This is a genomic window from Tautonia rosea (genome assembly GCF_012958305.1).
GTDB classification, from domain to species: Bacteria; Planctomycetota; Planctomycetia; order Isosphaerales; family Isosphaeraceae; genus Tautonia; species Tautonia rosea.
The window spans coordinates 45,583-64,202 of the sequence record NZ_JABBYO010000001.1 but is presented as its reverse complement, the minus strand read 5'-3'; the positions used below and the strand labels follow the sequence as shown (position 1 = coordinate 64,202).

15 protein-coding genes are annotated in these 18,620 nt (G+C 64.1%); 8 read left to right on the top strand and 7 right to left on the bottom strand.

Annotated features, from left to right (window positions below):
* The first annotated feature begins 143 nt into the window (after nucleotides 1–143).
* Nucleotides 144–1,595, top strand: coding sequence for a neutral/alkaline non-lysosomal ceramidase N-terminal domain-containing protein (locus HG800_RS00260; protein ID WP_169972629.1), 1,452 nt, complete (start codon nucleotides 144–146; stop codon nucleotides 1,593–1,595).
* A 37-nt stretch (nucleotides 1,596–1,632) separates the two neighbouring features.
* Here HG800_RS00260 and HG800_RS00255 read toward each other — a convergent pair whose 3' ends face one another.
* From HG800_RS00255 to HG800_RS00245, 3 genes are all read right to left on the bottom strand, one after another.
* Entirely contained in the window at nucleotides 1,633–2,829 is a 1,197-nt protein-coding gene (locus HG800_RS00255) for an aminotransferase class I/II-fold pyridoxal phosphate-dependent enzyme (protein WP_390622600.1), read from the bottom strand.
* A gap of 277 nt (nucleotides 2,830–3,106) precedes the next feature.
* Complete coding sequence (locus HG800_RS00250) at nucleotides 3,107–3,892, bottom strand: manganese catalase family protein (protein ID WP_206352061.1); 786 nt, start codon at nucleotides 3,890–3,892, stop codon at nucleotides 3,107–3,109.
* Between the two features lie 27 nt (nucleotides 3,893–3,919).
* Nucleotides 3,920–4,987 carry an NAD-dependent epimerase/dehydratase family protein gene (locus tag HG800_RS00245; protein WP_169972628.1) on the bottom strand — a complete coding sequence of 356 codons (1,068 nt, stop codon included), beginning with the start codon at nucleotides 4,985–4,987 and terminating at the stop codon, nucleotides 3,920–3,922.
* A 315-nt stretch (nucleotides 4,988–5,302) separates the two neighbouring features.
* Here HG800_RS00245 and HG800_RS00240 point away from each other — a divergent pair, with 315 nt between their 5' ends.
* Together HG800_RS00240 and HG800_RS00235 are read left to right on the top strand one after the other, a co-directional pair.
* Nucleotides 5,303–5,986, top strand: coding sequence for a hypothetical protein (locus HG800_RS00240; protein ID WP_169972627.1), 684 nt, complete (start codon nucleotides 5,303–5,305; stop codon nucleotides 5,984–5,986).
* Between the two features lie 134 nt (nucleotides 5,987–6,120).
* The gene (locus HG800_RS00235) at nucleotides 6,121–7,296 is read left to right on the top strand and encodes a glycosyltransferase family 4 protein (RefSeq protein ID WP_169972626.1); all 1,176 of its coding nucleotides are present in this window, start codon (nucleotides 6,121–6,123) and stop codon (nucleotides 7,294–7,296) included.
* A gap of 257 nt (nucleotides 7,297–7,553) precedes the next feature.
* On the opposite strand, the gene HG800_RS00230 is transcribed toward HG800_RS00235, so the two are convergent.
* Nucleotides 7,554–9,278 (bottom strand): hypothetical protein, encoded by a 1,725-nt coding sequence (locus HG800_RS00230; protein WP_169972625.1) that lies wholly within the window; start codon nucleotides 9,276–9,278, stop codon nucleotides 7,554–7,556.
* 167 nt (nucleotides 9,279–9,445) lie between these two features.
* A complete protein-coding gene (locus HG800_RS00225; protein ID WP_169972624.1) occupies nucleotides 9,446–9,979 on the bottom strand; it encodes a cyclic nucleotide-binding domain-containing protein in 534 nt (177 codons plus the stop codon).
* A gap of 425 nt (nucleotides 9,980–10,404) precedes the next feature.
* Here HG800_RS00225 and HG800_RS00220 point away from each other — a divergent pair, with 425 nt between their 5' ends.
* Complete coding sequence (locus HG800_RS00220; protein ID WP_169972623.1) at nucleotides 10,405–11,589, top strand: hypothetical protein; 1,185 nt, start codon at nucleotides 10,405–10,407, stop codon at nucleotides 11,587–11,589.
* Between the two features lie 100 nt (nucleotides 11,590–11,689).
* Here the strand turns inward: HG800_RS00220 and HG800_RS00215 are convergent, their stop codons facing one another.
* The gene (locus tag HG800_RS00215; protein ID WP_169972622.1) at nucleotides 11,690–12,871 is read right to left on the bottom strand and encodes a DegT/DnrJ/EryC1/StrS family aminotransferase; all 1,182 of its coding nucleotides are present in this window, start codon (nucleotides 12,869–12,871) and stop codon (nucleotides 11,690–11,692) included.
* A 235-nt stretch (nucleotides 12,872–13,106) separates the two neighbouring features.
* On the opposite strand from HG800_RS00215, the gene HG800_RS00210 reads away from it, so the two are divergent.
* The gene (locus HG800_RS00210; RefSeq protein WP_169972621.1) at nucleotides 13,107–14,198 is read left to right on the top strand and encodes a baeRF10 domain-containing protein; all 1,092 of its coding nucleotides are present in this window, start codon (nucleotides 13,107–13,109) and stop codon (nucleotides 14,196–14,198) included.
* 121 nt (nucleotides 14,199–14,319) lie between these two features.
* Nucleotides 14,320–15,714, top strand: coding sequence for a Gfo/Idh/MocA family protein (locus HG800_RS00205; protein WP_169972620.1), 1,395 nt, complete (start codon nucleotides 14,320–14,322; stop codon nucleotides 15,712–15,714).
* Nucleotides 15,715–15,783: 69 nt separating this feature from the next.
* On the opposite strand, the gene glpK is transcribed toward HG800_RS00205, so the two are convergent.
* Nucleotides 15,784–17,286 (bottom strand): glycerol kinase GlpK, encoded by a 1,503-nt coding sequence (gene glpK / locus HG800_RS00200; protein WP_169972619.1) that lies wholly within the window; start codon nucleotides 17,284–17,286, stop codon nucleotides 15,784–15,786.
* Between the two features lie 248 nt (nucleotides 17,287–17,534).
* Here glpK and HG800_RS00195 point away from each other — a divergent pair, with 248 nt between their 5' ends.
* Together HG800_RS00195 and HG800_RS00190 are read left to right on the top strand one after the other, a co-directional pair.
* The gene (locus HG800_RS00195; RefSeq protein ID WP_169972618.1) at nucleotides 17,535–18,050 is read left to right on the top strand and encodes a hypothetical protein; all 516 of its coding nucleotides are present in this window, start codon (nucleotides 17,535–17,537) and stop codon (nucleotides 18,048–18,050) included.
* Between the two features lie 110 nt (nucleotides 18,051–18,160).
* Entirely contained in the window at nucleotides 18,161–18,610 is a 450-nt protein-coding gene (locus tag HG800_RS00190) for a hypothetical protein (RefSeq protein WP_169972617.1), read from the top strand.
* The last annotated feature ends 10 nt before the right edge of the window (nucleotides 18,611–18,620 follow it).

Below are 18,620 nucleotides of genomic sequence, written 5' to 3'. Positions count from 1 at the left end.
CCCTCAACGGTTCTGGGAAGGGCAACCGCCGGGAACCTCTCACAACGGCTCATCGCGTGCTGGCGTCTCGACGACCGCTCAGGCATGATCGTCTGGATGGATTGGCACGCATCCAATCGGCACCCTTCCGTGAGACGACCCCCATGACGCTCGCTCGCAATGTCAGGATGGCTCTGGCCACCCTCACCCCCCTCGTCGTGTGGCTGTCGCTCGATCCGGGACCCGCGAGCGCGAACTCATTGTCCGAGACACTCCTGGTCGGATTCGGCAAGGCTGACATTACCCCCGAGGTCGGTGACGGCGCCCCTCCTGTCTTCATCGCCGGCTACGGTCAGGATCGCCGAGCGACCGGCGTGCACGACCCGATCTGGTCCCGCGCTGTCGTCCTCCGCCACGGTGAGGAGACGATCGCCCTGGTCTCGGTCGATCTGATCGGCGTGCAGCTCGAACTGACCGAGGCGGTTCGAAATCGGCTGAAGGACATGACGTATGTCCTGGTCAGCTCGACCCATAATCACGAAGGCCCCGACGTGATCGGCCTCTGGGGGCCTTCTCCTGTCGTTTCGGGCGTCAATCGCGACTACTTAAAGCAGGTCGAGCACGGCATCGTCGCCTCGGTTCGGGAGGCGGAAGCGGCCCTCGCGCACGCCGTCGCCTCGTACGGGACCGCCGCCGACGAGTCGCTCCTGGCCGATAGCCGCCAGCCGGTCGTCAAGGACGGCGTCCTCCGCGCCCTCCGCTTCGATCCCCCCGAGGGCGGCCCGCCGATCGGCCTGCTCGTGCAGTGGAACTGCCACCCGGAGAACCTCGGCAGCAGGAACACCCTGATCACGGCCGACTTCCCCGAGGCGACCGTCCGGACCCTGGAACAGCGACACCAGGCCCCGGTCGTTTACATGACGGGGGCCATCGGCGGCCTGATGAGCGCGGCCGAGGACGTCCTGACGAGGCCCGACGGCACCTTCTACGAGGAGGGGGAATTCGCCTTCGCCGAGGCTTACGGCGTGGCCATTGCCGATTTGACCGACCAGGCGATCGCCGGGGCCTCACCGATCGAATTGACTCCCTTCGCCGTCTCTCGCCTCCCGGTCTGGCTCCCCCTGGAGAACTCCCTTTACCGACTGGCGAGGGCCGCCGGGGTGCTCGACCGCCTCGGCTACCGATGGACGGGCGACCCGTACACGCCGGGCCGGCCGCTCGGGCGACGCAACGTCCTCGGCTCGCTGGCGGTCCAGACCGAGGTCGCGGCCGTGCGGCTCGGCCGCTTGCACGTCGCCGCCATCCCCGGAGAACTCTACCCGGAGCTGGTCGCTGGCCAGGTCGAGGACCCCGCCGACCCGAACGCCGACTTCCCCGACGCCCCGATCGAGCCGAGCGTCCTGGACACCCTGCCCGACGGCCCGCTCCTCATCCTTGGCCTGGCCAACGACGAGGTCGGCTACATCATCCCCTGCCGTCAGTGGGACCGCAAACCCCCGTTTGCCTACGACCGCGAAAAGGCCCAGTACGGCGAGGTTAACAGCATCGGACCCCAGGCCGCCCCGATCCTCTTGCACGCCCTGCAACGCGCCGTCGAGCACCTGAACCAGGACTGACAACGCGTCCCGGGACCGCTCTTTGACAAATCACCACTCACGCATCCTTCGACTCGCTCCTCAGGCATCGCGTGATCTGCCGGACTGCCTGGCGCAAACGCTGGTCGTTCTCGACCAGGGCAAGCCGCAGGAACCCCTCGCCGGCGTCGCCGAAGCCTCGGCCGGGGCTGACGGCGACATCGGCCTCCTCGATCAGCTTCATGGCGAAGTCAATGGAGCCCATGCGCGATCGCCACGGCTCGGGGATCGGTGCCCAGACGAACATCCCCGCCTTCGGCCTCGGAACGTCCCAGCCCTGGCGGTTCAGTCCTTCGACCAGCACATCGCGCCGCTTCTGGTACTCCAGCACCTGGACCCGTCGAGCCTCCTCACCGTGCCGAAGCGCCACAATAGCCGCGATCTGCACGGCCTGGAACAGGCCATAATCATAATAACCTTTAATGGATTTTAACGCGTTGATCATCGCCCGATTGCCTGCGGCAAAGCCAACACGCCAGCCGGCCATGTTGTACCCCTTGGACATCGTCGTGAACTCGCAGCCGACGTCCTTGGCTCCCTTGGCCGAGAGGAAGCTGGGCGGCTCATAGCCGTCGAAGCCGATATCGCCGTAGGCAAAGTCGTGGATCACCGCGAAGTGGAAGCGGCGGGCCAGGGAGACGATCTCCTCGAAGAAGCTCGGCTCGACAACCGTCGCCGTCGGGTTGTGCGGATAGTTCAGGATCAGAACTTTCGGCCTGGGGTACAGATGCGTGCACATCTCGGCCACATTGGCCAGGAATCGTTGCGGATCGGTAATATCGAGGGCAATCACGTTTGCATTTGCCAGCGCAACAGCATGGGCATGGATCGGGAAGGTCGGGGCGGGGGCCAGCGCCGTGTCGCCGGGACCGAGCAGGGCCAGACACATGTGGCTGAACCCTTCCTTCGATCCGATCGTGGTGACGATCTCCTCGTCCGGGTCGAGCGTCACGCCGAAGCGCGACTCGTACCGCTTGGCCACCTCTCGCCGCAGGTTGTCGATTCCCTGAGCCACGCTGTAGCGGTGGTTCCGGGCGTCTCGGGCGGCCTCGCAGAGCTTGTCGACGACCCACGATTCGGGCGGGTCGGTCGGGTTGCCCATCCCCAGGTCGATCACGTCGTCTCCGGCCCTTCGCTTCTGGGCCTTCAACGCGTTGATCTTCCCGAACAGGTACGGCGGCAGGTTCTTCACCCGCGCCGACACCTCGATCGGCATCGGCCCAAGAGCCTCGGACGTCTGGGAGGGGTCGGGGGTATCGTTCAGCATGGGGGTCGGGACCGGGGTCGGTAGACGAACTGCGGGGGCAGTCACCCAATGGGTTGGCAGCAAGCTCCAGTATATCCTTGCCCGTTCTCGGCGCATGCGCCCGGTTTCGCTTCTTTGAGGTCGGGTCTCGCTCTGGAAACGAGCCAAGGGCGGCGAACCATGACTGGCCCGCCGCCCTTGTAGGATTGGCTTCGGCAACAGGGGACGAATGAATCCCGGGCGGGGCTCAGCCCTTCGGACCTTCGACCTTGGAGTGGAGCGCCTCGTCGGGGTTGTCGAGGTACTGCCACTCGCCTTCGTTCCAGGGGCCGCGCTCGTCGGTGCCGAGGCCGACATCACCCTGGCCGTCGTTGGAGAGGTTGTAATAGGTGTTCAGCTCGGTCTCAGGTTCCAGTTCCCCCTCGAACTCCTTACCGAGGCTCGCAAGGGCCTGCTGGAACATCTTCTGATGCGAGATTTCGCGGGCCATCAGGTAGGTCAGCGTCTCCTTGCAGCCGGGGTCGTCGGTGAGCTTGATGAGCCGTTCGTAGGCCATCTTTGCGCCGGCCTCGGCCGAAATGTTGTGCTTCAGGTCGGCCACGGGGTCGCCCGAGGCTCGAATCCAGTCGCTCGTCCAGGCGTTGCCCATCGAGTCGAGAAAGTGAGGGCTCTTGCCCATGACCGAGAACAAGGTGTCCTCGTAAGCTTCCTCACGCTCGGCCCCTCGGGTGAGCTGTTCGATCATCAGGCCGACCATCTCCAGGTGGCCGATCTCCTCCGTGGCGACGTCCATGAGCATGTCGCGGATCCCCTTGTGATCGCAACCGAAGCTCTGGACGAAGTACTCGGTCATCGCCGTAAATTCGCCCGATCGGCCGCCGAACTGTTCGAGCAGCTTCTGGGCAAACTTCGGGTTCACCTCACCAACCTTGACCGGGAACAGCGGGCGCTTGCGGTGCAGGAACATCAGGAACTCCTCGGCGTTGTGAATCAAGAACCGGTTGCTCTCGGGAGAACCAAGAGCAACCGGCATGCCGAGAACAGTCCTTGACATGCACAATCACCCCGCCTTTGCGGCGACCGGGCGCAGACGGTGCAAGGTCTGGAAGACGTCGTCGACGATGTCGTCGAGGCTGAAGGTCAGCTCCCAGTCGGGGTAGTGGGAGCGGAACTTGCGGAGGTCGGTCATGTAGCAGATGTGGTCGCCGACCCGGTTCGTTTCCTCGTAGGTCTGAGGGATGGTCCGCCCGGCAAGCTGGCCGAAGCGGTCGAGCAGCTCCAGCAGGCTCGCGGCGTTGCCCCGGCCGCCGCCGAGGTTGTAGACCTCGCCCGGCCTCGGGTCGCGGTAGAAGGCCTCGAAGGCCCGGGCGACGTCCTCGCTGTGGATCTGGTCGCGGACCTGCTTCCCCTTGTAGCCGATGACGTTGTAGGTCCCCCCGTTCAGGGCCACGCGGGCCATGTAGGCGAGGAACCCGTGCAACGGCACGGCGCTATGGAAGGGGCCGGTCAGGCAGCCGCCTCGGAAGACGCCGGTCTTCATGCCGAAGTAGCGGCCGTATTCCTGGGTCATGATGTCGCCGGCCAGCTTGCTGCAGCCGAACAGGCTGTGGGTGCTGCGGTCGGTCCGGCAGTCCTCGGCCACGCCCTCGTAATCCTCGGGCCGGGCGTAGTCGTAGCGGGTCGGCAGCTCGACCAGGGGCAGCTCGTTCGGGGCGTCGCCGTAGACCTTGTTCGTGCTCATGAGGATGAACACGGCCTCGGGAGCATGCAGCCGGGTCGCTTCGAGCAGGTTCAGGGTGCCAACGGCGTTGACGTCGAAGTCGTCGAACGGCCGGAACTTGGCCAGATCGTGCGAGGGCTGGGCGGCGCAGTGGAGGATGAGGTCGGGCTGGGTGTCCTCGATCACCTTGAGCATCGCGTCTCGGTCTCGGATGTCGAGGTTCCGATGCTCGAAGTTGTCGCAGGATTCCCGGAGGTTGCGGAGGGTCCAGGAGGTATCGCCGTCGGGCCCGAAGAAGTCGGCCCGCATGTTGTTGTCGATCCCATAGACGGCGTCGGCCTTGGCGTCGAAGTAACGAACGGCCTCCGAGCCGATCAAGCCGCTGCTGCCGGTCACGAGCACTTTCATGATGTCTTTTGCCCTCGTGGCAACGTGCCGCCGGCGCTGCTGGGGAGGGCCGGCGTCGATCCTTCGTGGTCGTCCCTGGGTGTCGGGCGATCAAGGCGCCCGGTTGCGTCGAGGGATCGTAGCCCGATCGGCCGGTGCTGGCAAGGCCAGAATTTCTTCCCTGAGCGACAATCACACTAGTAATTTGAAGAGCCCAATAAGACTTGCCAGTTTTCGAGAGTTTGTCATAAAATCCCCGGAACGATGGAGAAAGCCTGAAGATGTCGTCTCATTTATATTGGAATGTCAACTTGATTTGATTGCCAAGGCTCTCACATGAAAAAGCAAAAAGACCAAGACCTTGGACCTACAAAAGCAGAGAAAATCTCTGTTTTTGCCGACTCGATTAAGTACGAAATACTGCATGCATTTGGAGTTCCGCTTTATTTCGTTTGGGATTATAGCCAGTGGGAATACATCAACTTCACCCGAATGGCTCACGCCCGCCTGCTTTACGATTTTTTGGAAACCAGCGAAGAGAAGCGCGACCGCAGGGGCAAGCGGGATGTCGTGTCGGAAGATTATGATTTTCCCAGAAAAGAAAATTTGTTGCCAGAACAGGATAGAAGTTTAATTAACACTAGACTATTTCATTTGTCTTTTGGTCGATTAGAGTACAATGATGACAACAGAGCTTGGCCTTCCAGAATTCTAGAAAATCTTTACGAGCCAGTCGTAGAGTTTATGTGTCATATCAGGGATTCGCAAAGATGGGTTTTCCGAAACGACGATGACGTTTCTCAATGGGATGAATTGATTGGGATAATTACTTCAGGCTACGAACTCGTGCACGCACGTTGGAGTTTGAGTGATGGAACTCAAAACTTCATGTTCGCCAAGGGTAGAAAACTACCAAACGGGAAGCCGTCATTGACTCCGTGGGCAAGAATCGAAAGCAGTCCCGAACGTGAGATTAACCTAGTACTTGAGCAACTACGAACGATAGTCGTGGAAAGATAGCTTCTTATATTAATTCACTGAAGCATTCAGAATTGGTTTACGATTGCAGGACTTCTGATGATTGCGGGCACAAGCAACACATTACGTATTTTCGTTGATTTCGATCAGTTCATGGGCAAGGAGGTTCCCGAACGATGCGCATCTTGATGGTCACCTCGTTCCCGATCGTCGGGCAGACCGACGGCACGGCGATGCTGGCGGTCCAGGTCTTCCGGGCCTTGAAGCGCCGGGGGCTGGATGTGGCCCACGCCTACCTGAAGCTCCGAAGACCCTGGGACGTACCGTTCGAGGGGGAGTTCGAAGGCTCGCCCTCGTTCACCCTCACCCCGTCGCGCTGGATCAGCGGGATGGCCGAGATCCGCAAACGGTTCCCGTTCGACCTCGTCCATGCCGAGCATTACGGCGGCGCGACGCGGGCCCTGGCGGCCTGCGAGCTCCACAAGTGGCCGATGATCTACTCGATCCACTCGCTGCTGGGCGAGGAAGTCGAGCGGGATAAGCTGGGCCGCGGCCTGGTCTTCCGGACCTACCGGACCCTGGAGCGTCGGGTCTGCCGGTATGCGAGCGGGGTGGTCGTACTCGGCCACGGCGTCAAGAAGATCGTGGTCGAGGAGAAAGGGGTGCCGAGCGATCGGGTGGCGGTCATCCATCCGGGAGTGAACCTGGCCGATTATGCACCCGGCCCGGCGGCGGAGATCCCTGGCATCGGCCCTGAGCACAAGGTCGTGATGTACGTCGGGAATATCCGGGACCCGAACCAGGGGGTCCCGATCCTCCTCGACAGCTTCCCCCGAGTGGCCGAGGCCGTGCCCGAGGCCCGTTGCGTGCTGGTGGGAGGGCCGAGCGAGGTGGGCGAGGCGTACCGGCAGCAGCTCGGCCGCTTCGGCGATCGTCTGATCGTGTTGACGGGCAAGACGCCCGACGAGATCACCGCCCTGACCCGCCGGGCCGATGTGCTGGTGCATTCCCGGCTCGCCTGTCGAGAGAACGACTCGGTCCAGACGAAGATGGCCGTCTACCTCGCCTCCGGTCGGCCGATCGTGGCAACGAACTACGGCGACTATCAGCACCTGCTCGGCGACACCGGCGCGGGCTTGCTGACGCCCGTCGATTCCGACGCCCTGGCCGATGGGATCATCGAGGTCATCACCGACGCGAACCTCGCCTCCCGCCTCGCCGCCGCGACCCGACCGGCTGCGGAGGAATACATCTGCATGGATCGGAACGTCGATCGTTACCTGGCGCTTTACGAGACGGCCCTGCGGCTCGGGCCTCGACGGCGGTCGAGCAAGGCCGAGGCGACTGCCTGACGATTCCCTGGAGGACAGCCGGGAGCGATTGTCCTTTGGCGAAGGGTCGATTGACAGGGGTAGTACCGCTTTCCAGTTTTCATCGGTGGGTTCACGGATTTTCTGCGGGTGCCCCGGGTTCCGCGCAGCGGACCCCGGGCCAAGCCGCATGGGCCTGCCGCCTCCCGGCCCGGGGTCCGCTGCGCGGAACCCGGGGCACCCGGATCCCACCCATTTCGAGAGGACGCGGCACTACGGCACGACTCTCGTTCATCTCATCAGGAACCCGATCGGCCCTGCTCGGTCAAAAGGCGCTCGGCCATCCGGGCGATGAGCCGATCACGGCCGGGGGAGAGTTCGAAGGTTTCGGGAGGCCGGGCGGATCGGTCCAGAAGGCGGTCAGGGATTGGGGCGGGGAGCCCTTTCGGGCCGTCGGCCGAGCGGCGGAGCGGGGGGGGATCGGTTGTTCCCAGTCGATCGAAGTGGTCGAGCGTCTCAGGCCGAACCTGATCCCATCCCGGTCGAACGGCCAGGCGGCCGAGCGGCAGGAGGGGGTAGAGGTTTCGCCAGGGACCTCGACCGGCCGGAACGATGCCTCGGGCGATCATCCGGTAATGGCCTCCGGGAAGCTCGTCGGTGGTGATGGACCAGGAACCGTCATCGGCCACGGTCGTTTCGCCGAGTGCGTGAAAGTCACCGCCGGGGACCATCTGGGTCAACAGGCGGATGGTGCCGCCAGGGGCGGCCGTGCCGGAGTAGGTGGGGGTGGCGAGGCTCGATCGGGTCAGGTCTCCCTGGGTGCGATCGCTCGGGGTCGCCAGGAGTCGTCCGGTCAGGGCGGTCGGATTGACGAAGGTGCCCCCCTCGGCGAGCGTCGGGACGACGTTCAGGTAGTACCAGGTCTGGACGCCGGTGACTCCGGTGTGCGCCATGCCGGGGCCGGTCAGGTCGCTGTATTGAGCCTTCCCCACGACCGGGGCCTGTCCCCAGAGGTTGCTGCTCCAGGACTGGCCAGCGAACTCGACGGGGGTGTGCTGGTAGTAGACCTCGGCCTCGGCGACATACTCGGGGATGGTGACGAAGGGATCGCCCGCCATCCATTGATAGGCCGAGGTGCCGTGCTTGGTGAGCCAGCCTTCGAGGTCTCGGGTGTAGCTCCCCTGGCCCGGCGCTCCGTTGCTGGCAGCATGAGGGTCGAGCATCGTCGCTCGCGTGAATCCGGCCGAGAGTTGCGGGGTGATGATCTTTTCAAGGGTGAGCAAGGCCGCGCTGTTGATCACCGTCCCCTGGCTGTGGCCGATCAGGTGCAGATCGACCGGCTCGTCTGCGGGAAACAGGGTCGAGGCGTGCAGGACGATGTTGGCGAGCCTGGCCCCTTGCTTCGGGGCCGCGCCGGGCGTGCGGCTCTCTCCGGCCCAGGTGTAGGTGATGACCGCGTCGTAGCCGACCTCTCGGAGGGCGTCGCTGAGTTGAACTGCCCAGACGGGGGGGTACGAGGAGGTCTGGACGCCCCCGTGGGTCACAACGCCGAGCACCCGTTTGCGAAAGCCGGCGAGATTGTTGGTGGTGTCGAACTCGTTGAGCACGCCCGAAGGATCGGCGACCGCCAGCACGAAGGGTCGGGCCGGGGTGGGTCGGAGTCCTCCGGGGATGGCGATGCGTTCGGTCGCGGACAGGACCTCCGAGCCGTCTCCCTCGACGGTGACCCGAATCGAACCGACACGGCGGTCGCGGATGGGATCAAAAGACTCATTGATCGAGCGATAAATGCCGAAGTCGATCGACTGCTGTACTCCGTCCGCCAGTCCGCGAACCTCAAATCGGAGATCGACGGCCTGGGAATCGGGGGTTGAGGCCGACACCACCTTCACGTCGAAAAGGTCGGCAGTGAGGAGTTCTCGGGACTCGAGCCGGTCGAGTGCGGGAAGACCGGACCGCTGCGGGCGAGCGGCGTTGCCTCGAAGCCGGGAGGCCCAGCGTTCGATCCATCGAGCGAGGCTCATGTCTGACTCCTTCGGCACCCGATGACAACCCGAAGGCGAGACGAGTCCGATGATTCCGTCCGTAGGGAATCGAACGATCCGCCGGGTCGCAACGAGTCAATTCGCCTCGGTCGATCGGGAGTCTTCCGGGGAATCGGCACAACCGGCAATGTCGACGCTCGAGTGGTTCAGAGCTTCGACTCGCCAAACAGGCGGGCTCGGAAGTTCTCCCACTCGGTCGCCTCTTTCTGGGGGTCGGGCTGGCGGGCGACGAGTTCGGCAATACGCTGGTCAATCAGGTCGAAGTGCCCGGCCAGAACCCGAATGGCAGCGGTGGCCAGTTGCTCGGAGGTCCGGGGGTCGTCCTGGCGGAGCCGTTCGTGGGCCTGACGCTCCAGCACGAGGTAGCGAAGGTCGGTCGCGGCGATGACCGTGACAAGCTGCGGCTTGCGCTGAAAGTACGAGATCTCGCCGAACGAGGTGGGGGCGTGCAGATCGACCAGCCGTTCCTGGTGCCCATTGGACATGACCCGCGAGACGGCCACCGATCCTTCAATGAGGAAGTGGATGCGATCGTTCGGTTCACCTTGCCTGAGCAAGACCTCTCCCGAGGCGGCATGATGCTCCTCCAGGATCTGGAGCAAGTTCCGGCGCGCCGTCGCATCAAGATCCGAAAGAAACGAGGCATGGAGGAACCGTTCGGCGGCGTCTTGAGAGACCATCCGTCCTGCTCTCCTCGTTGCCTGGTGAACCTGCCTTCAAGGCGGGAGGGAAATTACCTGAGCGATGGGGGTTCCCCTTGGCCGGGATTGCCGGATCGTTCAGGAGCACGAGCGAGCTCCAATCGTAACCGGAGAGTGGTGGAAAGGGGAACGCGACCTTTCTCGGGACCGATCCGACGGCTCAATCGGAACCGTCGATACGACCGAAGCAGGCGAACCTCGGTTCTGGTCGCAAGCAACGGGTGAGGCATGTGGTCCGGTCCTGACGACCGTGGCGGTCGTAGCCGATCGCAGTGGGATCCCTTTCCTGGATCGGGAAACGGTAGGGTCCGCAGAGGCCGATGGTAAGGGGTGTTCCGAAGCGGGCGAAAAGGAGTTCGTCCGCATTTGTTGATTGATTTGTGGCAACGGCGGAGGGAGTCGCCATGCGTCTCGGCCCATCGTGTGCCCTGTGGGGAGTCTGCTTGATTCTGATGGCGTCCGGCTGTGCGGGACCGGCGCGTCGGGAGGGGCTGGCCACCACCGGGGCGGGAACTCTTCCGGTGCGGCTGTTCCGGCCGGCCGATCCGATCGCCCGCCTGAGCCCGGCTCCGGTCTCGGTGGGTCCGCTGGGAGATCCAGGATCGTACACTGCGGCCGGAGTGCCGGAGATGTCGCGGTCGGGTTCGGTTGGTGCCCCGTTGACGGTTGGCGGCGGACAGCTTGCCAGCCGAGGTAACACGCCCTCGGGCAACCCTCGAAGCCGAGCGACCCCCGATCGTCCCTCCCTGCGACTGGCTCGCTCGGAACCGTTGCGGAATGGTCCCGTGACTCAACCGTCCCCGGACGATGGGCCGCGGCAGCCTTCGTCGTCGGGAGAAGGTTTGTTTGCCCGATTGATCGGCCGGACCGAGCCCGCGTTCTCGCAATCGGAGCGCATTGAGGGTCGATCCGAAGGGCTGGCGTTGCGTCCTCGTGAGTCGGGGCCGACCCCGGACATCGAGACAGATCAACCGCCTCTCATGGGACCGGAATCTGAATTGATCTCGGAATCGGAATTGGAGAATGCGACACCGATTCTTGCCGAAGGGATCGACCTGGAAACGTATGCAGCCCCACCGATTGCAAGCGACCCGGACGCGCAGCTCGCCTCAACGCGACGGCCCATGCCTGCGCTGAGCAATGCTCGGGATTTGCTTCGATCGGTATCAGAAGAGACTGTGGCGGAGTCGTCATCTGAGTCTCCGACGGAACCGATTGCCGTCTCGATTCCGGATCTGCCGGAGGTCTTCCCGGAAGACCCCTTTGCGACCGAATCGGACGATCCGGTCCAGGGCGACCAACCAACGAAGGCGGATCGTGATGATGAGGAGGTTCGCCCCACCTCAGTGCATCCGGAGGAGCTTGCGAGCGAGCGATTGCGGGACCAAGGTGATCCTTCTGCGACGATCAAGACTCCCTCGCCCTTCGAGCCGACCCGGCTGACGGAACGGCTTGGCATGCGGATGCGGCGGCTCCGCGAGCGGCTGACCCCGAACGTCGTTCGTGAGGATCGGTCGATCGACTCGGGATCGAATGATGCCAGGGGCTTCCCTCGCCTCTTTCGTCGGCAGCACGATGAAACGCGATGAGCGCTGCCACCGAGGCTCCTGAAGGACTCTTCTTGATGCGGTGATCGAGCGTCTGGCCGACATGGAGCGCTGGCCAGACGCTCGATCGACGATCGAACGCTCAGGCAGCATGTTCCCGACGGGTCGGGAGCCGTCCGGCATCGCGGTAGACCTTTGCGACCTCCGCAACCACGTGACGGAGGGCCTCCCGAGAGAGTTCGGGGTAAATGGGCAGGGCAATCGTCTCGTGGGCGGCCGCTTCGGAGATGGGGAAATCTCCCGGTTGACCGCCGAGCGAGGCGAAGCATTCCTGCAAGTGCAGCGGGATTGGGTAGTAGATCTCGGTCCCGACCCGAGCTTCGGCCAGGCTGGCGCGGATACGGTCGCGAAGCGAGGCCTCAACACGGATGACAAACTGGTTGTAGACGTGAATTCGTCTGGACTGTTCCACCGGAAGTGTCAGGAGTCCACTCAGACCGGCCTCGTGGAAGAGGTCGCGGTACGACTCGGCCACCGCCCGACGCCCGGCAGTCCAGGAGTCGAGGTGGCGGAGCTTGATGCGGAGGACGGCGGCCTGGAAGGCGTCGAGCCGAGAATTCAGGCCGACCTCGGAATGGTAGTATTTCGGCTCCATCCCGTGCACTCGAAGCCGGGCCATCCGGGAAGCAAGCTCGGGGTCATTGGTGGTGATCATGCCGCCGTCGCCGAAGCCGCCGAGGTTCTTCGACGGGTAGAAGCTGAAGGCCGAGGCATGGCCGAGCACACCGGCGCGCTTTCCCTTGTAGCCCGCGCCGATGGCCTGGGCGGCGTCTTCGAGGACCTTCAACCCATGCTCGGCGGCGATGGCGTTGATCGGATCCATGTCGGCCGCCTGGCCGTAGAGGTGGACCGGAATGACGGCCTTGGTCTTCGGCGTGATTGCGTCGGCGAGGCGATTGGGATCGAGGTTGTAGGTGACCGGGTCGATGTCGACGAAGACCGGCTTCGCCCCTAGTCGCCAGATGACCCCGGCGGTGGCGAAGAAGGTGAACGGGGAGGTGATCACCTCGTCTCCCGGCCCAATACCCCAGGCCATCAGGGGCAAGAGCAGGGCATCGGTTCCCGAGGCGCAGCCGACCGCGTGCGACGCCCCGCAGTAGGCAGCCAGCTCGGCTTCGAGGGCTGCGACGTTCGGCCCGAGGACGAACATCTGGCTTTCCAGGAGTTCCTGGACGATCGGTTCGACCTCGTCTCGGATGGTCCGGTACTGGGCCTTGAGGTCGAGGGCCGGCACGTTTAAGGGCTCGGCGGCGGGACGGTTCATCGGCGTTCCACTCCTTCGGCGTTCCCGGGCGCTCCGGCCCGGGCCCCCCTTCCTTTGGGGAATCGCTCGCCTGGGGAAAGTAGTCGGGACCGTCGAGATCGTCAAGGCAACTCGTCGAAGCCAGGCGGCCATTCGGTTGTCGTTGAGAACGCTGGGCGATCGGCATCGGGATTGCTCGGTACGAGGGAGCCAATCACCCGCTTCCTGTCCGCACCCCTTTCAAGGAACGTGCAACGTGTTTCAGGAGATCGACCTGCGCGAACTGGCCCAACACCGTGGGGCCGAGCGTGCTTATGTCTCGCTCTATTGCTCAGGGGAGGGGGGCCTTGGGTTCCTCGACCGTCGGGAGCGGCAGATCCGATCCTTGCTGGAGGATGAGCCCGCCGAGCTTGAGCATTTCGACGAGACGATGGCGATGGTGCGGGCCGAGCTTGATGAACGGCCTCCGAAGGCGTCGGGGACCTGCCTGTTCGCCTGCTGGGCTGATGACTTGCTTCGTCGCTACGATCTGCCGGTGGTTGTTCCGGAATTGCTCCGGGTGGATGCGGCCCCCTACATCCGGCCACTGGCCGAGCTACAGGACGAGCACGAGGATTTCCTCGTCGTCCTGGCCGATAACTCCGCGACCCGGGTGCTCCAGATCACCTCGGCCGAGGTCGACAACGCCGATCGGATCAAGGGGAAGGTGAAGAACCGGGTGAAGGTGGGCGGCTGGTCGCAGCAACGCTATGCGAGACGCCGAGACAAGCAGCTCCACCACTACGCGCACGAGGTGGCCGAGTCGCTCGACGAGATCGTCCGCGACGGCCTGTTCACCCGGGTCGTCCTGCTCGGATCCGAGGAGACGATGCGGGCGATCGAAGAGGCCCTGACCCCTCCGGTCGCCGAGAAGCTGGTCGGCTCCCAGGCCATCGACCTGCACGCTGATGATCGTTCCTTGGTTGAGGCCGCATATGCCCTGTACGAGGATGCCGAACGAGCGTCGGAGGGTCGCCTCTGGGAGCAGATCCGCGCCGAGCTGTTCTCCGGGGGCCTGGCCGTCGCCGGGCCGGAGGAGGTGCTCGCCGCCGCCCTGGTCGGCCGGGTCGATTCGGTCATCGTGGCGCGAGACGCGAAATTCATCGGCGTCCGTTGCCGCAACTGCACCAACCTCTCGGCCGGCGAGCCACCAACCTGCCCCGTCTGCGGCTCCGGGTCGGTCTTCGCGGTCGATCTGATCGATGCCCTTGCCCGCCAGCTCGAACTGACCAGCGCGACGATGGAGTTCACCGACCCGATCCCCGGCCTCGCCAAACTCGGCGACCTGGCGGCGTTGCTCCGGTACTGAGGTCGGCCGTTGGACCAAGGGAGCGAGGGCTTGCGAACGCTTTGCGATTCGGCAAGATTCGAGGACCGTGGAGCTTGTATGGCTTTGATCTCATCGTCTCCTGGTCGAGCGAGCGTCCCCGATGAATCGAACCGATTGCGCATCGTCTTCCTCGTCGTCCCGCCGGGGATTCCTCCGAACGATCGGCCGCGCCGCGGCGGCGGGAGTGGCCGCGCCGATGATCGTGCCGGCCTCGGCCCTGGGCAGGGGAGGGGCGGTGGCGCCGAGCGATCGGATCACTCTGGCGATGATCGGCACCGGTAATCAGGGATTCAACGATCTTCGGAGCTTCCTCCGCGACGATCGCGTGCAGATCGTCGCCGTGTGCGACGTGAACCGCGAGAGCCTCGGTTACTGGAATGGCAAGCTCGGCGGTCGGGAGCCAGCGAAGCGGCTGGTGGAGGAACATTATGCCGATCGGGCGGGCTCCGGGTCGTACAACGGTTGCGACGCGATTGTGGATTACCGGGAGATCTTTGGCCGCGACGACATCGACGCCGTCGAGATCTGCACGCCGGACCACTGGCACGCCATTCCGGTGATCGAGGCGTGCAAGGCGGGTAAGGATATCTACTGCCAGAAGCCATTGTCGCTGACCATCGCAGAGGGGCGGGCGATGAGCGACGCGGTGGCGAAGACGGGCGTCGTCTTCCAGACCGGCAGCCAGCAGCGCTCCGATCCGAAATTCCGGAGGGCCTGTGAGTTGGTCCGCAACGGTCGGATCGGCGCATTGAAGCGGGTGCTGGTGGGACTCCCCGGCGGTCGGCCGAACCTGGCCGGGGAGCATGGCGAGGACAAGGAGATTTGCCCCGTTCCGGAGGGGTTCGACTACGATTTCTGGCTCGGCCCGGCCCCCGAGGCCCCCTATGCCCCGGCCCGCTGCCACGTCAACTACCGGTGGATCCTCGACTACTCCGGCGGCCAGATCACCGACTGGGGCGGCCATCACCCCGACTGTGCCCAGTGGGGCATGGGGACCGACGACACCGGGCCGATCGAGCTGCGCAACGTCCGAGGGTCCTTCGACCCGCCCGACCCGCTCTGGGACACGGCCACGGCGTTTGGCTTCGAGGCCGTGTATGAGAACGGCGTCGTCATGTCCATCTCGAACGAGCACCGAATGGGTGTGACGTTCGAGGGGAGTGAAGGCTCGATCTACGCCAACCGGGGGCAGATCGACGCCGATCCGAAAGGGTTGCTCGACTCGGAACTCGGCCCCGACGCGATTCGCCTCTACGCCAGCGACGACCACTTCCGCAACTTCATCGACTGCGTAATCAGCCGGGGGGAAACCGCTGCTCCGGTCGAGGTCGCCCACCGATCGATCACCATCTGCCACCTGGGGAACATCGCGCTGCGGATTGGGCGTGACCGTTTGCGGTGGGACCCGAAGACCGAGCAGATCCTCGGTGACAACGAGGCTGCGGCCATGCTTTCCCGCCCGTATCGCGACCCGTGGGTCTTGCCGAGCGTCTGACGAGGGGGGCCCGGCCCGACGTCCCCAGATCAAGAAACGGGGGAGTCGGGTCGGATTGCCTTCGGAAGGTCATTGGGTCCGGTAGTGTCGGACAACCGTTTCGACGGCGTGCCGCCAGCGTTTCATGGCCTTACGACGCCAGAAAATGTCGCGATCGGCGTGGAAATCGTCGCCGCCGGATTCGAGCAAGTCGCCGATGGCGTCGAGATCGGTCAGGAGTCCGACCCCCAGCGCGGCCAGGGCGGCGGCCCCGAGGGCCGTGGCCTCGGTCTGGGGGCTGCGGTGGATCGGCAGGCCCATCAGGTCGGCCTGGAATTTGAGGAAGGGGTCGGATCGGGCCATGCCGCCATCGGCTCGCAAGGAGGAAAGCGGGCGAGGTAGGTCGGCGTTCATCGCCTCGACGAGGTCGGCGATCTGATAGGCGACCCCTTCGATGACGGCGCGGGCCAGGTCGGGAACGGTCGTTCCCCGGGTGATCCCGAAAATGGTACCGCGGGCATCCGGCTGCCAGTGCGGGGCACCGAGGCCGGTCAGGGCAGGGACGAACAGAAGCTCGCTGTGCGGGTCGGCACCTTCAGAGATGGGGTTGATTTCCGGGGCTGCGCCGATGGCCTTCAAACCGTCTCGAAGCCACTGGACCGCAGCACCAGCAATAAAGACGCTGCCTTCGAGCGCGTATTGCTGGGCCTGACCGGGAGGCGTCGCCGCGGGAGTCGTGACGAGTCCGGCCGTCGATCGAACCACCTCCGGGCCGGTGTTGACCAGCAGGAAGGCCCCAGTGCCGTAAGTGCACTTGGCCTCCCCGACGTGAAAACAGCCGTTGCCAAAGAGGGAGGCCTGCTGGTCTCCGGCAATCCCGGTGATCGGTAAACCGTCTGGCAAATAGCCCAGACCGCGTGTTTGCCCGATTTCTCCGGAACTGGGAACAATCTTGGGCAATATTGCGGGAGGAATTCCGAAGTACTCGCACAGGTCGTCGGCCCAGCGCGCCTCGCGGAGGTCCATCAAGAGGGTCCGAGAGGCGTTGGTCACGTCGGTCGCGTGCAACTGACCGCCGGTCAGGTGGTGAAGAACCAGGCTATCGACGGTGCCGAATGCCAGATCGCCGGCCTCGGCCCGGGCTCGGGCGTTCGGCAGGTGATCGAGCATCCAGGAGAGCTTCGTGGCCGAGAAGTACGAGTCAATCAACAACCCCGTGCGTTCCGCGATCCAGTCGGCGCGGTCGGAGAGCTTCCGGCAGAGGTCGGCCGTGCGGCGATCTTGCCAGACGATGGCCGGGCCGATCGCTTCGCCAGTCGCGCGTTCCCAGAGCAAGGTCGTCTCGCGCTGGTTGGTCAGGCCGATGGCGGCGATCCGGTCGGGACCGATCGAGGCATCGGCAAGAGCCTGGGTGACGGTGGCGCCGATCGAATCGATGATGGCCTTCGGGTCGTGCTCGACCCAACCTTGTTTGGGATACGTCGGCGGTACCTCACGTTGTCCCTGGCCAACCGGCTGCAGCCTGGTATCGTAAAGGACGGCCCGGGTGCTCGTGGTCCCCTGGTCGATCACCAAGATGCTGTCGCGGGCCATGGCGAAGGTCTCCGGTCGGGGCTCAAGGCGTTAATGCGTCGAAGTGATGTCACCACGTGAGGTGGAGGAATGATCGGATCGGCATTACGGTGCAGAGCCAGGCTCGCCCGGTATTGACCAATGATGGGAGCCCTCGATCGTTGACGAGTCCGATTGCTCTCCTCACCTCATGAAACGGTCAGCATCGGCCAGCGAGGCCCAGGACGCAAGACGGCCGCGTCATTCGCCTCACAATTCGGAGACGACAGATGAGTGGATCATTGATCGGGACGTGGCCAGTGCTGTTCGGGCAGGCTGCCGAGATGGTTGCGATCGATCGGTCGGCGCCGACCCTCTCCTTCGTGCTGATCTCGCTGATTGGAGGGCTGGCGGTGATGCTTTTGATCGGGTATCCGATTGTCCTTGGGATCCGATCGGCAGCCCGGCAGAAGGAAATGGAGCACCTGGAGCGGATGCGGGCGATTGAGCTGGGAAGACCGATTGCCAATGAGTTGGGATGGTGGACTCCCGCTCGGATGGCGGTCGGGATCGGCATCGGGGTTCCGATCGGGGTTTTCGCGATCGGTACGGCCGCGGCCGAGGCGACAGGGGCTGCGCCGTTCATCTGGCCCTCGGCTGGGGCGGTCGGGGTGGCGGCAGTCATTTGTGGCACGGTGCTGGCCTCGCGGTTCTCGATGAACGAGGCGAACGCCTCGAAGGGCCTGAACGTCAAACCTTACGTCGATCCCGACGCCTATGATGCCGCGGAGCATCAGCACTCATAACAGTTTGGATGCAATGTTGAGCCGTGTTGTTATCGGATTCGAACCGTGGAGTTCGGCGGCTTCAGCACTTGCCTTGACGAACATCCTCCCCTGAAGACGAAAGGACGATCATGAGTGAAGATGAACTTGTCATCATGGTTCCCATTGTGGCAATCTTGATGCCTTTAATTCTGGTGCCCACTGTGATTGTGCTCCGTCAGCGGGCTCGACGACGTGAGTGGGAATATCGGGAACGCATGAAAGCCATGGAGATGGGGCTCCCGGTGCCGGGCAGCGAGGTGTGGGCCTCTCGGGTGGCAATCGCCATCGGCGCGATCATGCCCGCCGGGGTGTTCGGCGTGGCATGGCTTGCCAGCCTGACAACTTCGGTGGACGAGGTCTGGATTGCGGCAGCGGTGGTCGGCATTGTGGGTGTCATTCAGGGTTCGCGACTCGCGAACCGGACCCTCTCCGGAACCCAACGACTCGAAAAGGAGGATCAGCGGTCGTCCAATGCACAGGGGCAAGGAAAGCCGCAGTTCGATCCCGACGCCTACGAAGCCATCGTACGCCACGGTTAAGCTCGGCTCG